Consider the following 20103-nt stretch of genomic DNA (forward strand, 5'->3'; position numbering starts at 1 on the left):
TCCTCCCTCCTCCCTTTCTTCCCCAAAAATCATTTAGCCGTAGCCATCACCATCTTGATATCATTTTTCGCCCCGATTTCGAGCACATCCACTAGGTCCTGAACGGCAAGGTTCTTATCTACCCTTAGCACCACAGTCCGTTCTTCCACATTGGCGAATATGCTTTGCAATTGCGCTTCCAGGTTATCGAATGGAATGGGTTCTTTATCAATAAAGTAAGCCTTATTCTCGTCTACCGACAGGGTAATCTGCTTTTTGTACATCTGCTGTGTCGCCGACGCTTTGGGCAGCATCAGTTTGATCACGTTCGGATTAGACATCGTCGAGATGATCAAAAAGAACAACAGCAGGAAGAACATGATATCGTTGAGCGAGTGCGTGAACACCTCCGGGGCAAACCGGCTCTTCCGACGTATTTTCATATTGGAAATAAGTTTCAAGACCTGTCAGGTTCTAGCACCTGAAAAGCCGTTAATATCAATTTTTTGCAGCAACAGGCTTTTGAAGCACATCCAGAAAATCGGACGCTGCCATTTGCAGGCGCAATGCGAAACGGTCGATTTTCATGTTCAGCAAGTGGTAGCCCGCATAGGCGATCAGACCGATGATCAGACCGGAACCGGAAGTGATCATTTTTTCATACATACCACCGGCAATGGTGCTGATATTGAAGTCGTTGGAAATAGAAATATCGTAGAAAATACGGATAATACCGGAAATCGTACCCACGAAACCAAGCATCGGCGCGATACCCGCGATTACCCCGAGGTATGGCAGATTACCTTCCATGCGCTGAATCTCGATCTGGCTGGCATTCTCAATGGTAGTTTCAATGTCTTTGATCGGATAACCAATGCGACCGATCGCTCTTTCAAGAATGCGGCCCGCGGCATTACGCTGGTTTCTGCAAAGCGACTCCGCCGATTTCAAATTCCCCTGCTGGATAAAATCCTTCACATTATCCACAAATTGCGGCTCGATTTTACCATTAGCGCCAATGCCGAGGAAACGTTCGATAATGAGGAACAATGTAGCGAGGAACAGCAATCCGAGTGGCAACATTACCCACCCCCCTTTGGCGAGCAAATCGATTACAGAAAGGCCCTGCTCAGCGACGGGTGCAGCCGCAGTAGAGTCAGTAAGTGCTTGCAGAAGCATCATATCAGAAATAAAAAGTGAATGGTTAAGCGAATGAAACAGAGGTCGATTCTATTCAAAAACAAGTTTGATTCTAAACGGAGCAAAAAGCCCCTTATTGTTCAAAGGGCAAATATAGGAAAATTACTCTTTGGGCGGGGGAATGAGCGCGCTTACATTCTCGGTACCATCGTAAAGATCTGCCATTTGCAGCGTGGCGCCGATGGTTTGAATGGTAATGCTATCGGAAAGGGAGAATGCATCATCGGCTAATACCCATTGATTATTGGGTAACCGGCGAAATACCTGCGCGTCGGCTTTCCGGGAATCGATTGTCACATATTCCTGTAAGCTTTCAATGTCGCAGTACAATTTGAATTTTTCACCGCGGTCGTATTTGTAAGTGGACGGAGAGAGAATCTCGATGATCACGGATGGATTGACGATCGTGATGCGATCCAACTTTGAAAACTGGTTCGGACCGCAAACGATGACAATGTCGGGATAGGTATAAAGCGAATTGGCAGGTATGTGAATGCGCTGGTCACTTGAAGAACTTCTGCAAGATTTGTTCTTTTTCAAAACAATCCCTATTTCAATGGCAACATTTTCCTTAACCCGACTATGATTCGGCGCTGCCCCGGCCATTTTTATTATATGCCCCTGAAAATATTCGCTCTTTTCAAAGGCGTCGTTTTCTAGCCGGAGATATTCCTCTTCAGAGTACATGGTCGGTTGCGAAAGTACTAATGCTCGTGCTGCTGCCATAGTGTGCTTTTTCTCAAATATACCTTTATTGATTCAAATTCTATAAGCTAGAAAACAGCGATTATCCTGCGGCAACGATGTTTCCAAAAAATGTGTCTAGCCGTTTATCTAAAACCTCCTTTACCGTTTTGATGAAGCATCTTCTACCTGTTATCCTCATTTTATCAGGAATCGTAGTCCAAAGCTGCGTGGACTGCGGCCCCCAAGCGGAACTGTCGGCAAGAATCCGTTTCAATGAATTGTATGAACTGGATTCCATTTACGCTTTGAATGCGGTAAGCCAGGAGCCCATTACCCGGCAACTGACAGATGGCACGCCTCGTCAGGTGGACGAATTACCCATTTCTCTTCTTTCCGATACCACCACGTACATCTTCCGGTCAGGCCAACGCATCGACACCCTTTCTATTTACTATCAGCGAATTTTTCGGTACAAAGGCGGTTGTGGATTCGTCACAGATGCGGGGGAACCCGCAACGGGACGCCATTACTATTCCACTTTCAGCAAGACCGAGATTGACTACAATACCTACGTCCGTCCCGGCCAGCAACCCTGGTTTGGCTCCAACCCCGGTTCAGGAATCTCGATCTACATCCTGCCATGAGAAGTTACATTCTATTAATGATCCTCATCGGCGCATCGCTGAGCGTACGCGCGCAGGACACGCTGGCCCGAAGAGCCGCTTACATCGGCCTCGATGTGATCAATAGCCTACCCTCATTCGTTTTTGCCAAAGGCTACTATATTCGCAACACCGCCATTATCGAGCCCTATTACCTGCTCGACTTGAAAAAGCCCGGCCGGCGATTGTACCTCGGAGCAGGTTTTGCAAGCGGCTCCACGCATCAATACACCGATTTTAGCCCTTCACAGGCGTTCAAGGGCACGTATTTCCGCGCTGCGTACGAGGTACGGAGAATGCGCAGCGTACACAGAATTCTTTACGCCGGATATGGCCCTATCATTTCCATTGCAGGATACAAAGGCCAGTACCACTTCAACGGCCCGACTTTCGGTGATTACGAAGGCCAATTCAGGGAAACAAATAATGTCGCATTGGGTTTCGAAGGCTATTTCGGATTTGATTTCAAATTGGCCAAAACCTGGCTCCTGCGTTTGACGTTCCGAAATGTGATGGGCCGACGAACGAAGGCCGACAGTTACGTTCAATATTTTCCCGGTTTCGGTTATACCATCGAGGGATTAAACAACCGCTTCCTTTACTCGGGCGGCTTGTCGCTGCAATTGCATTACAAAATCCGTTGAAACACGCGGCCGAGTCAACATTTCAGCACTTTTCTACGTATTGATGATTACCTTTGCCCCCGAAACATCATTTCCTCCCGTTTGTTCGTTTCTGATATTGTGAGAAATTCTGCGAAACAATGGATATCTGTCAGCCTTTTGGGCCTCATGCTGATCAAAGTATGGGTGATTCCGTTGTTGTACCTGGATTTTGAGATCAGGCGCGAGTACATTGTTGCGAACCTTTGTGAAAACAAAACCAGGCCGAAAATGCACTGCGACGGCAAATGTTACCTCGCCAAACGCATTGCTTCGCTCGACGAGCAGGAAAAACGCCAGGCCGAAAAAACCTACATGTCGCGGTTGATCGACCAGGTGATGGATCAGCGTGTTGATTTCTCCTTTGCACAACAGCCGGTTGTGGCCGAATTATTGCCGCCACCTGTTTTCTTTACGACTTCCAGCTTCACACCCCGCGTCGCGGTGGACGATATTTTTCATCCTCCGCTCGTCTGATTTAGCATAAAATCACCCCGTTTGCAGTTCTGGCATTAGTTAGAACAAATTCTCTTTGCAATTTTTGTCGGCTTAATACACGCCCATCGAATGCGCGTGAACTATCATTTTTTCAAATACACATGATGAAAAGAACACTTTCATGGCTGTCGGCATGGGCATTTGCCTCGGGGTTGCTGATGGTTTCATGCTCTTTCCCGGACGAAAATGAAGATACCGATCCCATTGAAACCGGTACCATTCAGCTCCAATTCGACAATATCGTGGGCAACCAGGATTTACAGCTCGACAGTACCCGGTACCAGAATGCGGCGGGCGAGGATTTTACGGTCAGCAAGCTGAATTATTACATTTCGAACATCAAACTCACCCGCATGGACGGCAGCGTGTTTACCGTTCCGCAGGATTCGAGTTATTTCATGATCCGTGAAGCCGATTCGCAATCTCAAAAACTGACGATCCGAAATGTGCTGACGGGTGATTACACCGGCGTCGAGTTCCTGGTGGGTGTCGACAGCACCCGCAGTGTAATGGAACCCGATTCACCCGGGCGAAAGGGCATTCTGGACATCTATGCAGGCCCGACCAACGAAGAGGAAATGTACTGGAACTGGAACCCCGGCTATATTTTCCTGAAACTGGAAGGCTCATCGGATTCCTCCACTACGCCCAATGGCAAGTACTATTACCACATTGGTTTTTTCGGAGGCAGAACGGAACGGACGATCAACAACCTCAGAACCGTGAAACTGAATTTCCCGGGCCAGAAGGCGATCGTTACCACCAGCATTGTGTCCAATGTGATTATACAGGCCGATATCCAGAAAATTTTCAACGGCCCTACGCAGCTGAGCATCAAAACGAGCCCTTCGCTGATGTTTACCGACTCTACGAAGTACGTCGCCGATAATTACGCCAACATGTTTAATGTCAAGGAGATAAAAATCAATTAAGCCAGCTCGCAAGCGAAATGAGGAAGGTTACAGGCATATTGAGCTTTTTGGCGGCACTGCTCGCGCTGGCGGTTTCTTGCAGCAAGAAAACCGACAATCCGGAGCCGGTAGTGCCCCCGAACGATAAGCCTACGCCCCTGCAATGGACGAAACCTTCCTATTTCCCTGATCCGGTTTATGATTTATCCAAAAACCCGCTGACCGTCGAGGGTGTCGAACTCGGGAAGTTCCTTTTCTATGACGGTATTCTCTCGCGGACGGACAATATTGGCTGCGGTACCTGCCACCAGCAGCCGGCCGCATTCACGCACCACGGCCATGACCTGAGCCACGGCGTGGACGACAGGATCGGTACGCGGAATGCGCCCTCGGTGCAGAATATGGCCTGGAATACATCCTTCTTCTGGGACGGCGGCGTGCATGATATGGACATGGTACCGCCCGTACCCATCCAGAACAAGGTTGAAATGGACGAGCTGGTGGGAAATGTGGTCGAAAAATTGAAGAAAACACCCGTAGCGGGCGCTACCAAGCAGGTCGACTATCCCAAAATGTTCAAAGCCGCATTTGGTAGCGACAGCATTACCGCCGACCGGATGATGCAAGCGCTGTCGCAGTTTATGATGACAATGGTTTCGGCCACGTCCCGGTACGATTATTTTCTGCGGGGCGATGCTTCCGCGATGACGGCACAGGAGAAGGACGGTTTATCTATTTTTAAACAAAAATGCGCTTCCTGCCATGCCGGAGAGCTTTTTACCGACCAGAAATTCAGGAACAATGGCCTCGTGCCGAACCGGATCAACGACCAGGGCAGGTATACGATTACGCTGAATGCCGACGACCGGCTGAAATTCAAGGTACCTAGCCTGCGTAATGTGGGCCTGACCGCGCCTTACATGCACGACGGCCGTTTCACGACGCTGGAACAGGTACTTGACCATTATGATAATGATAAACCCGGAAATAAAGACAGCATTTTCGTTTCGCCTACATTGGACCCATTACTGAATGTAGCCGGCCAGAAACGCGGAATCAACCTGACGGCGGCGGAAAAGCAATCGATCATTGCATTTCTGAGAACATTGAATGACGACGATTTTATCAAAGACAAACGTTTTTCCGACCCCGGCATAGGGACATCCTTTTAATGCGCTCATTCATAGCATACATATTGCTCGCAGCTATTATGCTACCCACGTTCAGTCCGTGGGGAACGATCGCGTATTTTAAACTGAACCGGGAATACATTGCCAAGGTACTTTGCGAAAACCGCAAGCGCCCCGAGCTGCATTGCGATGGTAAATGCTACCTGGCCAAAAAACTGAAACAGCAGCAGGAAAAACAGGACAAGGAGACGTCCGATCAAGTTCACAACACACCTGTTATTCAGCTTTTTATATCACAATCTTACATCTACAATTTTGAACCGGAAACCGTGGTATTCCGCGAACCGGTTCGTTTCTTCCACCAACTGCTTTTCTACGCCGCGCCCGTCGGCAAACTGCTGCGCCCGCCCCGGAGATAAAATTCATGTTACCTAACTGAATTTTAATCTCTTAATGCATTATAATGAACCTGAAAATAGTTTTACAGGCACTTCTCCTGTATGTATGCGCGCATGCCGCCGTCGCGCAGGGCATCGAAGGCAGTGTATTCGATACCCAAACCAAAGAGCCGATTCCCGGGGCAAGCGTGCAGATCGTCTCTGCGAATGTGGGCACCACCACCGACAATAATGGCCATTTTGCATTTAAAAGCCCCGTTTCCAATGCTTTACTTCGCATTTCCAGTGTAGGATTTTCCGCGAAAGAAGTACAGATCGAAAACGGTAAGAACATTAAGGTCGGGCTGGATGCGGCTACTGAAAACCTGCAATCGGTAGTCGTTACAGGCAACCGGGAGGCTACATTGCGCACCGAAAGCCCGATCGCCATTTCCAAACTCACTCCGCGGATGATCGACGAGGCCAAGCCGACGGCCATGTACGAGATCATGAACAAGGTGCCGGGCGTGATGATGGTGAACCTCGGTAACGAGCAGCATTCGATGGCGATCCGCCAGCCGTTCACAACCAATGCCTATTTCCTTTATATGGAAGACGGCGTGCCGATCCGCCCGATGGGGGTTTTTAACCACAATTCCGTCCTGGAATTCAACCAGTTTGCGATCAGCTCGGTGGAAGTTGTGAAAGGCCCGGTTTCCTCGATTTACGGCCCGGAAGCGGTGGGCGGTGCGATCAACTTTATCACGCAGCGACCAACGATTTTACCGACCGCTAAAATCGGTATCCAGGCCGATCAGTGGGGTTACAAGCGCATTCAATATGGTGCGGGCGGTATGATCGGCAAGTTTGGTGTGTACGTCGGCGGGTTCGTTGCCAACCAGCGCGACGCCTGGATGAAGAGTACCGACTACGACAAGAATGCGATCAATGCGAGACTGGAATACCATTTTAACCCGTCGACGCGGCTCATTTATACCCTGGCTTACAGCAAGTATGACTCGCAAACGAGCGGCAGCGTCGACAGCCTTGCATTCTACTCCCGTCAATATGTAAGCACGACGGATTTTACCTACCGTAAAGTGAGCTCCCTGCGCAGCCGGCTTACCCTCGAAAAGGATTGGAAAAATGGCTCGCAGACATTCGTGACGGCATTTGCCCGAAAAAATGAGCACGGCCAGAACCCTAACTACGGCATTCGCTGGACGTCCGGGCAAACCACCGCGAAAGGCGAAATCAATTCGAGCGACTTTAAGAGCATTGGAATACTCGCCCAGCATAGCCAGAAATTCAATTTTTTGAGTTCCAAACTGATCACCGGCGCTGTCTTCGATTTCTCGCCTTCAAACTACTGGTCGTACCAGGTCGATCTGGCAGCCCAACTTCGTCCTGACGGGAAATCGGTGGAGAAATACACAATCGTAAAGGAGCGTCCCGACATTCAAAATGCTAATTATGACGCGGATATCAAGAATACCGCCGCCTATGCGCAATATGATTTCGAGATTCTACCCAAACTTCGCGTATCGGCCGGGCTGCGCTACGACCGGATGTCATTTACCTACACCAATTTCCTCGATAGCACTTCCGGTAGCAAATCGTACAGCAAGGTCACGCCGAAAATCGGGGCTACTTATGATTTGGGTAAAGGAAAAGGGATTTACGCCAACTATTCGAGGGGTTTCTCGCCTCCCGGCCTGACCTCGGTGTTCCGCAAACGCACGGTACCGGCGGATAATGGCGATTTGTTTTACTATAACCTGAAACCGGCGGAGTTCAACAATGCTGAAATTGGAGGCTGGGCCTCGGTACTGGACAATAAGATCTATATCGATCTCGCATTCTACCAAATGAATGGCCGGAATGAATTATTGAATGTTCGCTTGCCCGACAATTCGTACGATTACCAATCGGCCGGGAAGACATTGCACCGCGGTGTGGAATTTGGCGTCACCTACAAGCCGACAAAGGAATTCTTCTTCCGTTTCGGGGGTACGACGGCCATTCACCGGTATGAAGAATTCACGCTGAGCAACCGCGAATCGGATGCGGTGAAGAATGTGAATGGCAAGGATATGCCGTCTTCGCCGCGCTGGCTTTGGAATACGGAGTTCAGTTATTATCCAAAATGGTTCAAGAACTTCCGTTCGTCGGTGGAATGGCAGCATGTGGCTTCCTACTTCCAGAATCAGGTCAATTCCGTTAAATACGAGGGTTATGATGTCCTGAATATGAGACTGGGCTACAACTGGAAAGGCATCGAGCTGTTCACCAACGTGCTCAATCTCACCGACGTGCTTTACGCGACCAATGCAACGCGCGGCAACAATGCTACCGACCGCACGACTTACAATGCAGCGGCCCCGCGGACCTTCGTTTTCGGGGTGCAATACACTTTCACCGGCAAAAAGTAGCGCGCTATGATCGAGGAAATTGCTATCAAACCGAAGGAATCGTTCAAGGCTAAGGCCGAAAAAACGATCCGCCGGAATATTTATCGCTGGCACCGCATGCTGGGGCTGCTAGCCATTGTTCCGACCATTTTCTGGACTGCCTCGGGGGTAATGCACCCGTTTATGTCGCATTGGTTCAAAACCACCATTGCCAATGAATTTTACAAAGCAGAACCAGTGGCGCCCGCCGACGTTACTTTACAGCTCGGCCAGGTTTTAACTCAAAATAAAATCACGGAATTCAAGAATTTCCGGCTGATCAAATTTGAAGGAAAAGCTTGGTACCAAGTGAAAGGTGTCGACGACAAGCTAAGGTATTTCAACACCGTCACAGGCTCCGAGTTACCCGACGGCGACCGCAAATACGCCGAACACATGGCGCGCTACATGCTGGGCGAACCGAAATCGAAGATCATTTCCAGCACCTTGCTGACCGGATTCACCGATCAGTATAAATACGTGAACCGCTTTTTGCCCGTCTGGAAAATCAGCTTCGACGACGACCGGGAAATGGATATTTACGTCGAAACCGGTCAGAGCCGCTTCGCTACTTTCAATGACAAAGGGCGCAAAGCATTTATCTGGGTGTTCGGTACATTTCACAATTGGGGATTTATGGATATGATCGCCAACAATACGGTCCGAATTGCCGTAATGGTAACATTCCTGAGCCTCATTATCCTTTCGGCGGTCGCTGGCGTGATGGTGTATGGGTTAATGTGGAAAAAGTTTAAAACCGGCCGTTCGGGCAATCAACGGGGCTTTTTGCGCAAGTACCATCGCTCGATCGGCATCTGGTGCAGCCTTTTCACATTCACATTCGCATTCTCGGGCGCCTATCACGCCGTGCAGAAGCTCGATCCCGACCAGCGGCAGAAATATGTCTACGACCCGGTGATCAAAACCGAAGAGATAGCCCAGGCGTCGATGATCGACTTAAAAGGTATTTCCAATATCGGGCTGATCAAATGGGGTGAGAACATTTTCTGGCAAACCGTCCGTAAGGACTGGGAAACCGACAAAACGGTGATCGATTACACCAACATCCGCGACGGCAAAAAGCTCGAAGACGGCAATATCCGTTTCGCAAAATACCTCGCGCGCAAGTTCGCCGCGCAGGAAGAACGCAATGCGGCAAGCTGCTGCGACCTGATGGAAGCACAAATTTCATCGCCCATTTCGGATGCGGAAGTCGAGAAAGCTTCGATGGTTACCAGTTTTGCAGGTGAATATGGGTTTGTAAACAAAAGGCTGCCGGTAGTAAAGCTCGCGTACGACACGCCCGACCACACGACCTATTACATCGAAACCACCACCAGCCGCCTTTCCACGAAGGTAGAAGACCGCAACCGGCGCGAGGGTTTCAGCTTCGCATTCCTGCACAAATACAGCGGCCTGGATTTCCTGGGCAAGAATGCGCGGGATGGGGTTATGACGACCGCGGCGGCGAGTGTTTTGATCGTGAGCCTGCTCGGGTTGCTGGTGTTTTTGAAGATCAAATAAATGGCCCGCCTTTCACGAACTCAACCATTAAACCTTCATTAAAACCAAGGATTTTTGCGATTTGCGTTGTTTCTTTGCGGGAAATTCAGTCGCAGTCAATACAATAACTATATGCAAAGCGGAGAAAAGAATGCGCAGCCCTGGTTGGGCAAAATGCAGGAAAAATGGGGATTGGAAACAACCAGGCAGGTTTTATTGGTACTTGCAGTGTTCAGTTTGTCGGGTTCGTCGGTAGTGTGGCTCCGCAAAGGGCTGTTTTACCTCCTCGGTTATGACGACACGACGCCGATGTGGCTCAAAACCATTACCTACATTCTCTTCATTTTCCCGACTTACCAGAGCTTACTGCTGTTGTACGGTTTTCTGCTCGGCCAGTTTTCGTTTTTCTGGGAAAAGGAAAAGAAAATGTTCCGCTGGGTGGCTGCCAAGTTCAAGAAATAAGCGAAAGTCAAAGTATACTCCAAAGGGTGAGCAGATGGTAACCGGCCGTCGCTCACCCTTTTTTCATGTACTACGCCCATTGGTAGAACAATTTCTACTCAAAGATTTTGCCGCTTCCATTGCTAATGTCTGCGGAATGAGTGACTTTGCAACCGAATGCGTATAGCAGTCACATCTTTCACACAATTCACATCTTATCAACGAAACCTCTACAACAGATGAACTTTGACATTATCAAAGCGCAGATCTGGACGCTGGCCACATTGTATGGCGGCAAGATCGTGCTCGCACTGCTGGCGTTTATCATCGGCCGCTTCATTGTAGGCAAAATCAGTTCGATGCTGAGCAATGTAATGGAAAAACGCAAGGTCGACCGCGACGTGCAGCCATTCCTGAGCTCGCTGATCGTGGTGCTGCTGAATGTAATGCTGCTATTGAGCATCGCCGGCATTATCGGCATCGAAACTTCCTCCTTCGTGGCGGTGCTCGGTGCGGCCGGTCTGGCGGTGGGTTTGGCATTACAGGGCAGCCTGGCCAATTTCGCGGGCGGCGTGCTGATCCTCATTTTCAAGCCGTACCGCGTGGGCGACCTCATCAATGCACAGGGCTTTACAGGAACGGTTGAAGGCGTGCAAATTTTCAATACCATTCTGGTAACACCTGATAACAAGACGATTATCCTGCCGAACGGATCGTTGTCAACGTCGCCGATCACCAATATTTCCGGCAAAGGCAAAATCCGCGTCGATATGGTATTTGCCGCGGGCAGCCAGAATGGTGTGGACAAAATCAGGGCTTCGGTGCAAAAGGCGATAGACGCCTGCCCGACTGCATTGAAAGATGTGCAGCACGATATTCTGGTGACCAAGCTTACCGAGAATGCTATTTTCTTCGACGTGCGCGTGTGGACGCCCAGCGTGACTTATTGGGAAACTTATTATAATGTACATGAAGGTATTAGCCGGCAGTTTGCGATTGACGGCGTTCAGGCGCCGAAACCGGCGGAGCTGAGCATTGCGATGAAGCAATAGTTCGTTCGAAGCTGTTGCTTCTTTTTTGCGAAGCAGGAGCTTCGCGAATAGGCAGTCCGAAGCAGGAGCTTCGAACCAGGCGACGGGAGCTTCGAACCAGTGAATATTGAGGAGTACGGGAGGTAACTTTCCTGTACTCCTCATTTTATTTATACCTTTGTGTTTTATTTCAAATTCAGGTTCAGATTCATAGATATTATTCCATGTTTGAAAACTTACAGGACAAGCTTAATAACGCCTTTCGCACACTAAAAGGAAAGGATAGGATTTCAGATATAAATGTTGCCGCCACTACGAAGGAAGTCCGTAAAGCATTGGTCGACGCCGATGTGAACTTCAAGGTAGCGAAAGAAATTACCGACCGCATCCGTGAAAAGGCAATCGACAGAAAAATCCTGATTTCTGTTGAACCAGGGCAGATGTTCGTCAAAATCGTGCAGGAAGAGCTTACCGAGCTGATGGGCGGAAATGCCGAGGGGATCAACATCAAAGGCGACCCGGCGGTAATTCTCATCGCAGGTTTGCAAGGTTCCGGTAAAACGACTTTCTCCGGAAAACTGGCTTCACTACTCAAAAAACAAGGCCGCCAGGTGCTCCTTACCGCCTGCGACGTGTACCGTCCCGCGGCGATCGACCAGCTGAAAGTGCTCGGCGAGCAGATCGGCGTGGAAGTGTATTCGGAGCCTGAGAACAAAAATGCGGTGAGCATCGCGCAGAATGCGGTTGCACACGCGAAGAAATCCGGCAAGAAAATCGTGATCGTCGATACGGCGGGTCGTTTGGCGGTGGATGAAGTGATGATGAAAGAGGTGGAAGACATTAAATCTTCCGTAAAACCTTCGGAAATCCTCTTCGTAGTCGACTCCATGACCGGTCAGGATGCGGTAAATACGGCCAAGACCTTTAACGAAAGACTCGATTTCGATGGTGTCGTTCTGACCAAGCTCGACGGTGATGCCCGCGGTGGTGCGGCGCTTTCGATCCGTCAGATTGTTGAAAAACCGATCAAATACATCAGTACCGGGGAAAAAATGGAGGCGCTTGACTCCTTCTACCCCGATCGTATGGCTAGCCGTATCCTCGGCATGGGTGATGTAATCTCCCTCGTGGAACGCGCCCAGCAGGCATTCGACGAAGACGAGGCGAAGCGCATTAATGCCAAAATGCGTCAGAACAAGTTCGATTTTGACGACTTCCTCGGCCAGTTGCAGCAGATCAAGAAGATGGGTAATGTAAAAGACCTCATCGGAATGATCCCCGGAATGGGCTCAGCCATTAAAAACCTGGATATTGACAATGAATCGTTCAAACCGATCGAGGCGATCATCCAGTCGATGACCAAAAAGGAGCGCAAAAACCCCGATATGATCGATGGTAGCCGCAAAAAACGCATTGCAGCCGGTAGCGGCACCACCATTCTGCAAGTCAACAACCTGATCAAGCAGTTTGACGAAATGCGGAAAATGATGAAGAAAATGAATACCATGCAGGCGGCAGGCAAGCTAGGACAAGCAATGCGCCGCTAATAAACACTCCTCGATGAAACGTGTTCTTTTCGTATTGATGCTAATGCTCCTGCTCGGCCAGGGAAAACTACGGGCGCAAGCATCGGTGGGTTACTATCCATGGAGCAGCCTGCTGACGGTCAGCACGAATGCAAAAAACGTGATCTGGCTCGATACACGGCTGCAAACCAACTCGCTTTTCAGCAGCCTGAGCATCGATTTGCTGCCGATGATCAACCTGAAAAGAGGTGAGATAGCACAATGGTACATCGGCGGCGGCGTCAGGCTGAATCCGCTGTACCGTATTGCAGATGCCGACGCGGACCTCATTACGGTCGACGGCTACTCGGTGAATGTAGGCGTACGCATTGCGCCACTACCGATGAACCGCCGCATTATGCTCGCATTAGAACTGAATCCTTACGTGAAGGACAAATTCGATAGTGGCGTACTTAAAAGCCATTTCGGGATCGTATATGCATTTGGTAAAAAGAAGAAAACCAACACGGCACCAGAACAGCCGGTAAGTCCATAAAAAAGAAAAGAAATTATCATTTAGTAATAATTTCTTAGTCTGAAAATCCCTCAAATTCGGCGAATTAGCCGTTAATTTGAGGGATTTTTTATTAAACAGTCATTCAATTTATGAAAACCCGTTTTTCCTTTCTGCTATGGCTAATGTTGGCCGTTATCATTGCCCCGAACGCCTTCTCGCAGGCCGCCAAAACTAAAAAGGTCGTCTTTGTGATCGTGGACGGCATTTCCAGCGACAGTAAGGAGAAAATAGCGACGCCCCACCTGGACGCGATCGCGAAGGCAGGCGGGTACACCCGCGCATACGTAGGCGGGGGCAAAGGCACCTACTCGCAAACGCCTACGATCTCGGCCGTGGGCTATAATAGCCTCCTCACGGGTACGTGGGTGAACAAGCACAATGTTTGGGATAACGATATCAAAGATCCGAATTACAATTACTGGACGCTTTTCCGCTTCCTGGAAGAACAATATCCGCAAAAACATACCGCCATTTTCTCCACATGGCTCGATAACCGCACCAAGCTCGTCGGTACCAATCTGCCTCAGACTGATAAACTACAAATTGACTACTCATTCGACGGTTTCGAGCTCGATACGGTGCATTTCAAGCATGACAAGGAGAGCCAGTATATCCATAAAATCGATGAAAAAGTGGTAGATGAAGCAGCCGGCTACATTCGCGACAACGGCCCGGATATGTCCTGGGTTTACCTCGAATACACCGATGATATGGGCCATAAATACGGCGACAGCGAGCAGTTCACCAAAGCCATTCAGATGATGGACGACCAAATGGGCCGCCTTTGGAAATCTGTTACCTACCGCGAGAAAACTTTCAATGAAGACTGGCTAATCGTAGTAACCACCGACCACGGCCGTGATGCGAAAACCGGCAGAGGCCACGGCGGCCAGAGCGACCGCGAACGCAGCACGTGGATCGTCACTAATGCGAAGGATTTGAATGCCAATTTCAAAGCTACACCAGGCGTTGTAGACATTTTCCCGACCGTAGCGCGGCATATGGACATCAGCATCCCCAAAGAGCAGGCATTTGAAGTGGACGGGGTTGCATTTACGGGAAAACTTTCAGTGACAGCGCCGGTAGTGCAGCAATCAGCCGGCAAGGTAAATATTTCGTGGAAAGCGATTGATAAGGAAGGAAAAGTGAAGATATGGCTCACTACTACGAACCATTTCGAGAAAGGTGGCCGCGACCTCTATCACCTGATGGACGAGGTGGACGTGACCAATGAAAAGGCCGAAATAGATATTTCGAAATATCCATCCGGCTTTTTCAAGATCGTGCTCGAAGGAAAATATAATAGCATGAACCGCTGGATTGTGGAAAAGTAGGCTAGTTGCCGCCTCGTCCGGCTTTGTAAGAATCGTATTCTTCCAGCAGGCGGATCAGGTCGTCTTCACCTGCAAAATCCAGTTGTTGTTCTTTGATGACGTAATTCAACTTATTGCGTTCGTCGGTGAGGAGTTTCAAAAAACTGTTGCGGTTGTTGAGCTGCACGGGGTTCATTTTACCATCTTTCAGCAGATACAATTTTGCGCCGGCGTCCATTTCTCTTGTGGCGCTGGCCTTTTCTACTTTAATGGCGTTGGTATATTTTTTCAAAAGTTTGGTATTGCCATCGTAAAGCAAACGGTAAAAGCTCTTGTCGGTCTGGTTTTCCACGGCCGGATAGCCGTTTTTGAAAGTATACAACTCAACGCCGCTCGGAATCGTGAATTCGGTGACGCCGTTCGAAACGCGGTATAGATTCGACCCGGCCTTGTATTCCACTTCGTCTTTCAGGTAGTCGTACCTAAGCTGAACACCGTCGTGCACGCGGTCGTCGTTCGTCCGCACCGTGCCGGAATACCATTCTTTTAGTAGATAGGGCGACTTATCGCCAGCTGCAAGTTGTGTTTCCTGATATGGCGTTCCAGCCAGTCCGGTCGAATCCTGTGCGTTTGCGTGAATGGTCATGATGCAGAATGCCACCGAGAAAATTCTTAGCAGATATTTCATGATTTAAGTTGGTTAATTTGATAAGTTCGAGGTTTGGAAGCCGTTGTTTCCGTACTTTTGCACAAAAATTGTACCTGCTCTCTTGGACATCAACGATCAGCTCATACATATACGCCAGAGCCTCGGCGGAATCGTTCCTGAAATTTTTCTGGCCCTATTTTTTTGCCTTTTCCTGCTCGCCGAACTGATTTTCGTCAAACGTTTTAGCAATGAAAAAGCATCTTCCTATCTGCTAAATGTAGCGCTTGCAGGCAGTATCATCACTTTATTACTAGTTATCGGTCAATGGAATGTGGAACCTGCATTTCGGTTCCAACCCTTACTATTCCTCGACAGGCAAGCCGTTTTCTTTAAAATCCTGATCACGCTCGCCTGGATTTTCACATTAATGCATGTCCGCATTCTAAAATACGATTTCCCGGCCGAATACCACGCATTGCTGATAGCCGCCGTGGCAGGCATGCATTTGCTGACAATGTCCACACACCTGCTGTCGATTTACCTCTCGCTCGAACTGATTTCCATCAGTTCGTACCTGCTTGTGGCATTATCGCCCTACAAAAAAGCGGCCGAGGGTGGTATCAAATACCTGCTTTTCGGCACAGCCAGCTCGGCAGTAATGCTTTACGGCATATCGCTCATTTACGGCCTCAGCGGCACGCTCGACATCACCAACGACGCCATGACCATCGCGCTCAGCAACAACTCCGACCTCGTGGTAACGGTCACCATTGTACTGACGCTCGCGGGTCTGCTTTTCAAGCTTTCGCTCGTACCGTTCCACATCTGGACGCCCGACGTCTACGAAGCGGCACCAACACCATTGGTATCATTTCTGTCGGTGGCACCCAAGGCGGCTGTCATACTCGTACTCATGCGCCTTGCCGGCATTTTACCCGCGCAATATTTCCCCGTTTTAGGCGGAATCGCATTGATCAGCATGACCATCGGCAATGTGGCTGCCCTCTGGCAAAGTAATGCCCGCCGTTTGCTCGCTTATTCTTCCATTGCGCAAGCCGGTTATCTGCTGGTAGGCATTGCCGCATACAGCCGTTTCGGCTTCGAAGCAGCCGTATTTTACACCGCAGCCTATCTGATTATCAATCTCGCCGCCTTCTTCCTCGTCGATCTGCTGCAACCGAGACAAGAAACCGAACTCAAAGATTATGAAGGACTTGGCCGTAACTACATCTGGGTATCAGGCATACTGACCGTCGTGATGGTCGCATTGGCCGGGTTACCTCCTACCGGCGGTTTTACCTCGAAACTACTCGTATTCTCAGCACTCTGGGAAAGCTACCACGACCAGGAAATGACCTGGATGCTGTGGCTACTCGTCGGCGGCATTTTGAATGCAGCCATCTCCCTCGCCTACTACATGCGATTGCCCTATCTGCTGTTCTTCAAAACCGTTAGGGCCGAGGCCGTTACAAGCAACAACAGCGCATCCGGCAAGCTGGTCGCCGGGCTGTTTCTGGTTGCGTTGTTAATGTTGTTTTTCAGCCCTGAGTGGCTGACGCGGTGGATTTCGGCGTTTTGAGAAATTAGTCTTGTGATGCTTTCCTGCGGATTTGCTCAATCAGTTGGGTCCTTTGAATAAGTTCAATGGCATCCAAACGCTTTTTTTCGAAAAGAGGGTTAGTCGGCAACCCTAGTGATTTTACAGTGCGGATTTCAGACGCACAATCGAAGATGCTTTTTTTCTGAACTTTCATTTACCAGTGCGGTTGCTTGAATTATAAAGTTAGGAATCTCTTTGTTAGCAAAAAAGCTTCGTAATTAACATCCTCACGAAATACCTCCAAACGACCATCCTTAATACCTTGCACAAGAAATTGTTCAGTAATCTCATTCAAATTTCTCGCGATGTTCATCCGGTACAGCCGCGTCCGTGGCATGGTACTTCCTCTGGCAATCAGCTTCGCATTTGAATTTTCATTCATGAAGTCAACAACGGCAATTGCAACTGTATTAAGCACCTTTTGTATGTCACGATTGTCAGTCCTCACCATATCATCCAAAAAGCCGGTATCGTCGTTCCAATCCCCAAATGCCAGGTTATACAATTGTTCTTCTTCGTTAACGAGCTGGAAGAATACCCCTTTCTGGATTCTTCCTTTACTTCCCTCGCTTACAAAATAGTACGCAGATAGATTCTCATCTCTGGTCAAGAGATAGTAATCAGTATTCATAGTGTCGTGTTATACTGTACGCAAAACTTTCACTCTTTGGCAGCCAGCCAGATTACTTTCACTCACGAATGGTCTAGGAGCTCGTTTTCAATATCATTCATTTAGCTGGTTTACATAAATGCTATTTGCGGAATAATGTGAAAGCATCATAGTCGAATCCGTTTTTGAAAGGGCGCCACTTTTTATTACTGCTACCTCTTAGCACAAAACGGTTCTTTATTTCTTTCAGACACTTTTGAATGCTCATCCGGTACAGCCGGTTTCTGGCGGCATCCCTTCCTGAGGCGAATATTACCACATCAGGATTTGCGACCAGGAAAGAATCAACCGCCTGAGCAACAGTAGCGAGAACCTTCAAAGTGTCCAAATTATTTGTAACTACCGAATCATCAACCTTTTGCATAGACTCATTCCAATCTCCAAAAGAAAGATTATAGTAACCTTCAATTCCGAAAAGCGGGCTGAACACAATTACTTTCTGAATATGACCCTGTGGTCCCTCACTCGTGAACTTGTATGTTTGGCTATCCTCCTCAATACTCAGATCGTATTTCTCCTGGTTCATTTGGCTAAGTGTGTGTGTAAATAAGCATTTCGACAAGTCAATTTAACTCGATACTCACACATAAGCCACACCGAACCTGCACCGATGTACAAACGGCTTGCTAATAATTAGCAATGAGCGATTTCATGTAGGATTTAGCCGCCCTTTGTTACGATTTCGGAATGGTTGGAGTGCGATTATCGATTAACGACAGCACCTCCGGTACACTGGTCCTAGGTGTTTCTAGTAGCATCACGAATGTTGCATTTCAGCCCTGAATGGCTTTCGTGGGGATTCCCGGCGTTTTGAAAGGCTAGTGCTGCGGCTTGTTGTCACTGCGCAGGTCCCGCTTAGGAATAGGATGATTTTTGATGAACTCGATGGCATCCAGGCGCTTTTTTTCGAAAAATGGATGGTTGCTCACATCAGGAATAGAATCATCAACCGGTATTTCGGATATATTATCGAACAGGCTCTTACGCTTGGGCTCCATAGCGGTGTAGTTTTGTTTATTTCAAATTTAACTCTCACGAGCGTGCTTCCTGTCGCAAATACCGATGCACCAGGATGGTCTGTCATAAAGTGAAACGCTGCCGTCGCAACAGTAGCCAAAATAACCTGAGTGTCTCCATTGTTGGATACCGCCCGGTCATCAATGAGTTCCGAATTCAATGCTGAATCTCCGAACGCCAGATTATAAAGCTGTTCTTCATAATTGATGAGCTGAAACTTAATAACCTTCCTGACAAATCCATTTGGTCCCGTGCTCCAAAAACTGTAAGACTTTAAATTTCTCGTTTTCGACAGAGAATAGGTGTGTAACTCCATAGTGGTGTATAACAATATTCCATATAACTTCTCTATCATCTAACCGCCCTCACCACAAACCCCTCCTTCCTCAGCAAGGCGATAACTCCCCGCTCCCCTCCCAAATGCGCGGCGCCGACGGCGAAAAAGGTGGGTTTCGCGCTGGCGATCCGGCGTATGCGGGGGATCCATTTCTGGTTGCGGGCGAAGAGCATTACTTGCTCGTTCCCTTCCATTCCGAATTCGCTTTTCAGCGTCATCCCGTAGAGTTCGTTGATGTTTTGTGACTTGTATAATGCAACAAGGCTTTCAAACTCCTTTTTAGCGGAAGGCAGGCTATCGATCAGCGTCAGGAGCATTTTGGCCTGGTCCTTGTAAGGGATCGTATCGAAAATGGCCATTTGCTCTTCGAGGGTTTCAATGCCTATCACCTCAGACTTTTGCTTACCTGCCAGTTCCACCAATGCCATTTCGTACGACTGTGGCTGGCAATCGAGCACCGCATTGAACAACGGCCCCATCAGCACAAACGGCTTCGCCCGCTCGAACATGGCCAGACCTACATGTACCGAATCTTTGAAAAAACGGTCGAGCCGCTGGTATTCCTGCTCGGTAACGAGCTTTTTCAACTCGTTACCGGCAGTCATATTCATCGTTTTCATCATCCCGGCCATCATACCCGGGTCGTCCATGTCCATTTCCAGCGCCACCTGTTGCGTGCGCGAGAGCGTACTTTTGAGGGAATCGCTGAGCGAAAAGTCGGTTGGACAAATGAGGTGAATGGTGCCAAACAAATAAGAAGGTTTTGCCAACCCGCGGCCGCTGATTTCCCAAAGCAGCGAATTCTCCGCCGGCACCTGCGCCCGCGAAACCGCACCAAACGCACAAAAAATCAGCAACAACAAAACCCGTTTCATATTTGAATTATTAAGTTTTTAAAACACCT

24 protein-coding genes are annotated in these 20103 nt (G+C 48.8%); 14 read left to right on the forward strand and 10 right to left on the reverse strand.

Features of this window, described 5'->3' with window-relative positions; genetic code table 11:
* Positions 1-29 precede the first annotated feature (29 nt).
* The 3 genes from BLQ88_RS33135 to BLQ88_RS33145 form a co-directional block, all read right to left on the reverse strand.
* A complete protein-coding gene (locus BLQ88_RS33135; protein WP_090157320.1) occupies positions 30-422 on the reverse strand; it encodes an ExbD/TolR family protein in 393 nt (130 codons plus the stop codon).
* Between the two features lie 55 nt (positions 423-477).
* Positions 478-1161 (reverse strand): MotA/TolQ/ExbB proton channel family protein, encoded by a 684-nt coding sequence (locus tag BLQ88_RS33140; RefSeq protein WP_090157321.1) that lies wholly within the window; start codon positions 1159-1161, stop codon positions 478-480.
* A 120-nt stretch (positions 1162-1281) separates the two neighbouring features.
* Positions 1282-1905, reverse strand: a complete 624-nt coding sequence (locus tag BLQ88_RS33145; protein ID WP_310590163.1) for a Uma2 family endonuclease — start codon at positions 1903-1905, stop codon at positions 1282-1284.
* 131 nt (positions 1906-2036) lie between these two features.
* On the opposite strand from BLQ88_RS33145, the gene BLQ88_RS33150 reads away from it, so the two are divergent.
* The 13 genes from BLQ88_RS33150 to BLQ88_RS33210 all read left to right on the forward strand — a co-directional run bounded on the left by BLQ88_RS33150 (position 2037) and on the right by BLQ88_RS33210 (position 14947).
* Complete coding sequence (locus tag BLQ88_RS33150; protein ID WP_143016990.1) at positions 2037-2510, forward strand: hypothetical protein; 474 nt, start codon at positions 2037-2039, stop codon at positions 2508-2510.
* Positions 2507-3172 (forward strand): hypothetical protein, encoded by a 666-nt coding sequence (locus BLQ88_RS33155; protein WP_143016991.1) that lies wholly within the window; start codon positions 2507-2509, stop codon positions 3170-3172. Before BLQ88_RS33150 ends, BLQ88_RS33155 begins: the two co-directional genes overlap by 4 nt.
* Before the next feature lie 147 nt (positions 3173-3319).
* Positions 3320-3667, forward strand: coding sequence for a hypothetical protein (locus BLQ88_RS33160; protein WP_229212970.1), 348 nt, complete (start codon positions 3320-3322; stop codon positions 3665-3667).
* Positions 3668-3789: 122 nt separating this feature from the next.
* Complete coding sequence (locus BLQ88_RS33165) at positions 3790-4620, forward strand: MbnP family protein (RefSeq protein WP_090157325.1); 831 nt, start codon at positions 3790-3792, stop codon at positions 4618-4620.
* A gap of 17 nt (positions 4621-4637) precedes the next feature.
* A complete protein-coding gene (locus BLQ88_RS33170) occupies positions 4638-5771 on the forward strand; it encodes a cytochrome-c peroxidase (RefSeq protein WP_090157326.1) in 1134 nt (377 codons plus the stop codon).
* Positions 5771-6148: a hypothetical protein gene (locus BLQ88_RS33175; RefSeq protein ID WP_090157327.1), complete on the forward strand. Its 378-nt coding sequence runs from the start codon at positions 5771-5773 to the stop codon at positions 6146-6148. The genes BLQ88_RS33170 and BLQ88_RS33175 overlap by 1 nt, the downstream gene beginning before the upstream one ends.
* A gap of 44 nt (positions 6149-6192) precedes the next feature.
* Positions 6193-8538 (forward strand): TonB-dependent receptor, encoded by a 2346-nt coding sequence (locus tag BLQ88_RS33180; RefSeq protein WP_090157328.1) that lies wholly within the window; start codon positions 6193-6195, stop codon positions 8536-8538.
* A gap of 6 nt (positions 8539-8544) precedes the next feature.
* On the forward strand, positions 8545-10080 hold the full coding sequence (locus BLQ88_RS33185; protein ID WP_090157329.1) for a PepSY-associated TM helix domain-containing protein: 1536 nt from the start codon (positions 8545-8547) through the stop codon (positions 10078-10080).
* A gap of 111 nt (positions 10081-10191) precedes the next feature.
* Positions 10192-10521, forward strand: coding sequence for a DUF6787 family protein (locus BLQ88_RS33190; RefSeq protein WP_090157330.1), 330 nt, complete (start codon positions 10192-10194; stop codon positions 10519-10521).
* A 218-nt stretch (positions 10522-10739) separates the two neighbouring features.
* Positions 10740-11552, forward strand: coding sequence for a mechanosensitive ion channel family protein (locus BLQ88_RS33195; RefSeq protein WP_090157331.1), 813 nt, complete (start codon positions 10740-10742; stop codon positions 11550-11552).
* Between the two features lie 203 nt (positions 11553-11755).
* Positions 11756-13078 (forward strand): signal recognition particle protein, encoded by a 1323-nt coding sequence (gene ffh, locus BLQ88_RS33200; RefSeq protein WP_090157332.1) that lies wholly within the window; start codon positions 11756-11758, stop codon positions 13076-13078.
* 13 nt (positions 13079-13091) lie between these two features.
* On the forward strand, positions 13092-13592 hold the full coding sequence (locus BLQ88_RS33205) for a hypothetical protein (RefSeq protein ID WP_229212971.1): 501 nt from the start codon (positions 13092-13094) through the stop codon (positions 13590-13592).
* Positions 13593-13702: 110 nt separating this feature from the next.
* Positions 13703-14947 (forward strand): alkaline phosphatase family protein, encoded by a 1245-nt coding sequence (locus BLQ88_RS33210; RefSeq protein WP_090157334.1) that lies wholly within the window; start codon positions 13703-13705, stop codon positions 14945-14947.
* 1 nt (position 14948) lies between these two features.
* Here BLQ88_RS33210 and BLQ88_RS33215 read toward each other — a convergent pair whose 3' ends face one another.
* Positions 14949-15614, reverse strand: coding sequence for a hypothetical protein (locus tag BLQ88_RS33215; protein ID WP_090157335.1), 666 nt, complete (start codon positions 15612-15614; stop codon positions 14949-14951).
* Between the two features lie 82 nt (positions 15615-15696).
* Here BLQ88_RS33215 and BLQ88_RS33220 point away from each other — a divergent pair, with 82 nt between their 5' ends.
* Positions 15697-17154, forward strand: a complete 1458-nt coding sequence (locus BLQ88_RS33220; RefSeq protein ID WP_090157336.1) for an NADH-quinone oxidoreductase subunit N — start codon at positions 15697-15699, stop codon at positions 17152-17154.
* Positions 17155-17158: 4 nt separating this feature from the next.
* On the opposite strand, the gene BLQ88_RS36950 is transcribed toward BLQ88_RS33220, so the two are convergent.
* The 6 genes from BLQ88_RS36950 to BLQ88_RS33240 all read right to left on the reverse strand — a co-directional run bounded on the left by BLQ88_RS36950 (position 17159) and on the right by BLQ88_RS33240 (position 20074).
* Positions 17159-17329, reverse strand: a complete 171-nt coding sequence (locus BLQ88_RS36950; protein ID WP_176885183.1) for a hypothetical protein — start codon at positions 17327-17329, stop codon at positions 17159-17161.
* A gap of 21 nt (positions 17330-17350) precedes the next feature.
* Positions 17351-17806, reverse strand: a complete 456-nt coding sequence (locus tag BLQ88_RS33225; RefSeq protein WP_090157337.1) for a DUF6934 family protein — start codon at positions 17804-17806, stop codon at positions 17351-17353.
* 121 nt (positions 17807-17927) lie between these two features.
* The gene (locus tag BLQ88_RS33230) at positions 17928-18371 is read right to left on the reverse strand and encodes a DUF6934 family protein (protein ID WP_090157338.1); all 444 of its coding nucleotides are present in this window, start codon (positions 18369-18371) and stop codon (positions 17928-17930) included.
* Positions 18372-18663: 292 nt separating this feature from the next.
* Positions 18664-18843 (reverse strand): hypothetical protein, encoded by a 180-nt coding sequence (locus tag BLQ88_RS36575; RefSeq protein ID WP_143016992.1) that lies wholly within the window; start codon positions 18841-18843, stop codon positions 18664-18666.
* Positions 18771-19217, reverse strand: coding sequence for a DUF6934 family protein (locus BLQ88_RS37635; RefSeq protein ID WP_090157339.1), 447 nt, complete (start codon positions 19215-19217; stop codon positions 18771-18773). Before BLQ88_RS37635 ends, BLQ88_RS36575 begins: the two co-directional genes overlap by 73 nt.
* Positions 19214-20074 carry a TraB/GumN family protein gene (locus BLQ88_RS33240; protein WP_090157340.1) on the reverse strand — a complete coding sequence of 287 codons (861 nt, stop codon included), beginning with the start codon at positions 20072-20074 and terminating at the stop codon, positions 19214-19216. The genes BLQ88_RS37635 and BLQ88_RS33240 overlap by 4 nt, the downstream gene beginning before the upstream one ends.
* Positions 20075-20103 lie beyond the last annotated feature (29 nt).

It is taken from the genome of Dyadobacter soli, from assembly GCF_900101885.1.
Lineage (GTDB): Bacteria > Bacteroidota > Bacteroidia > Cytophagales > Spirosomataceae > Dyadobacter > Dyadobacter soli.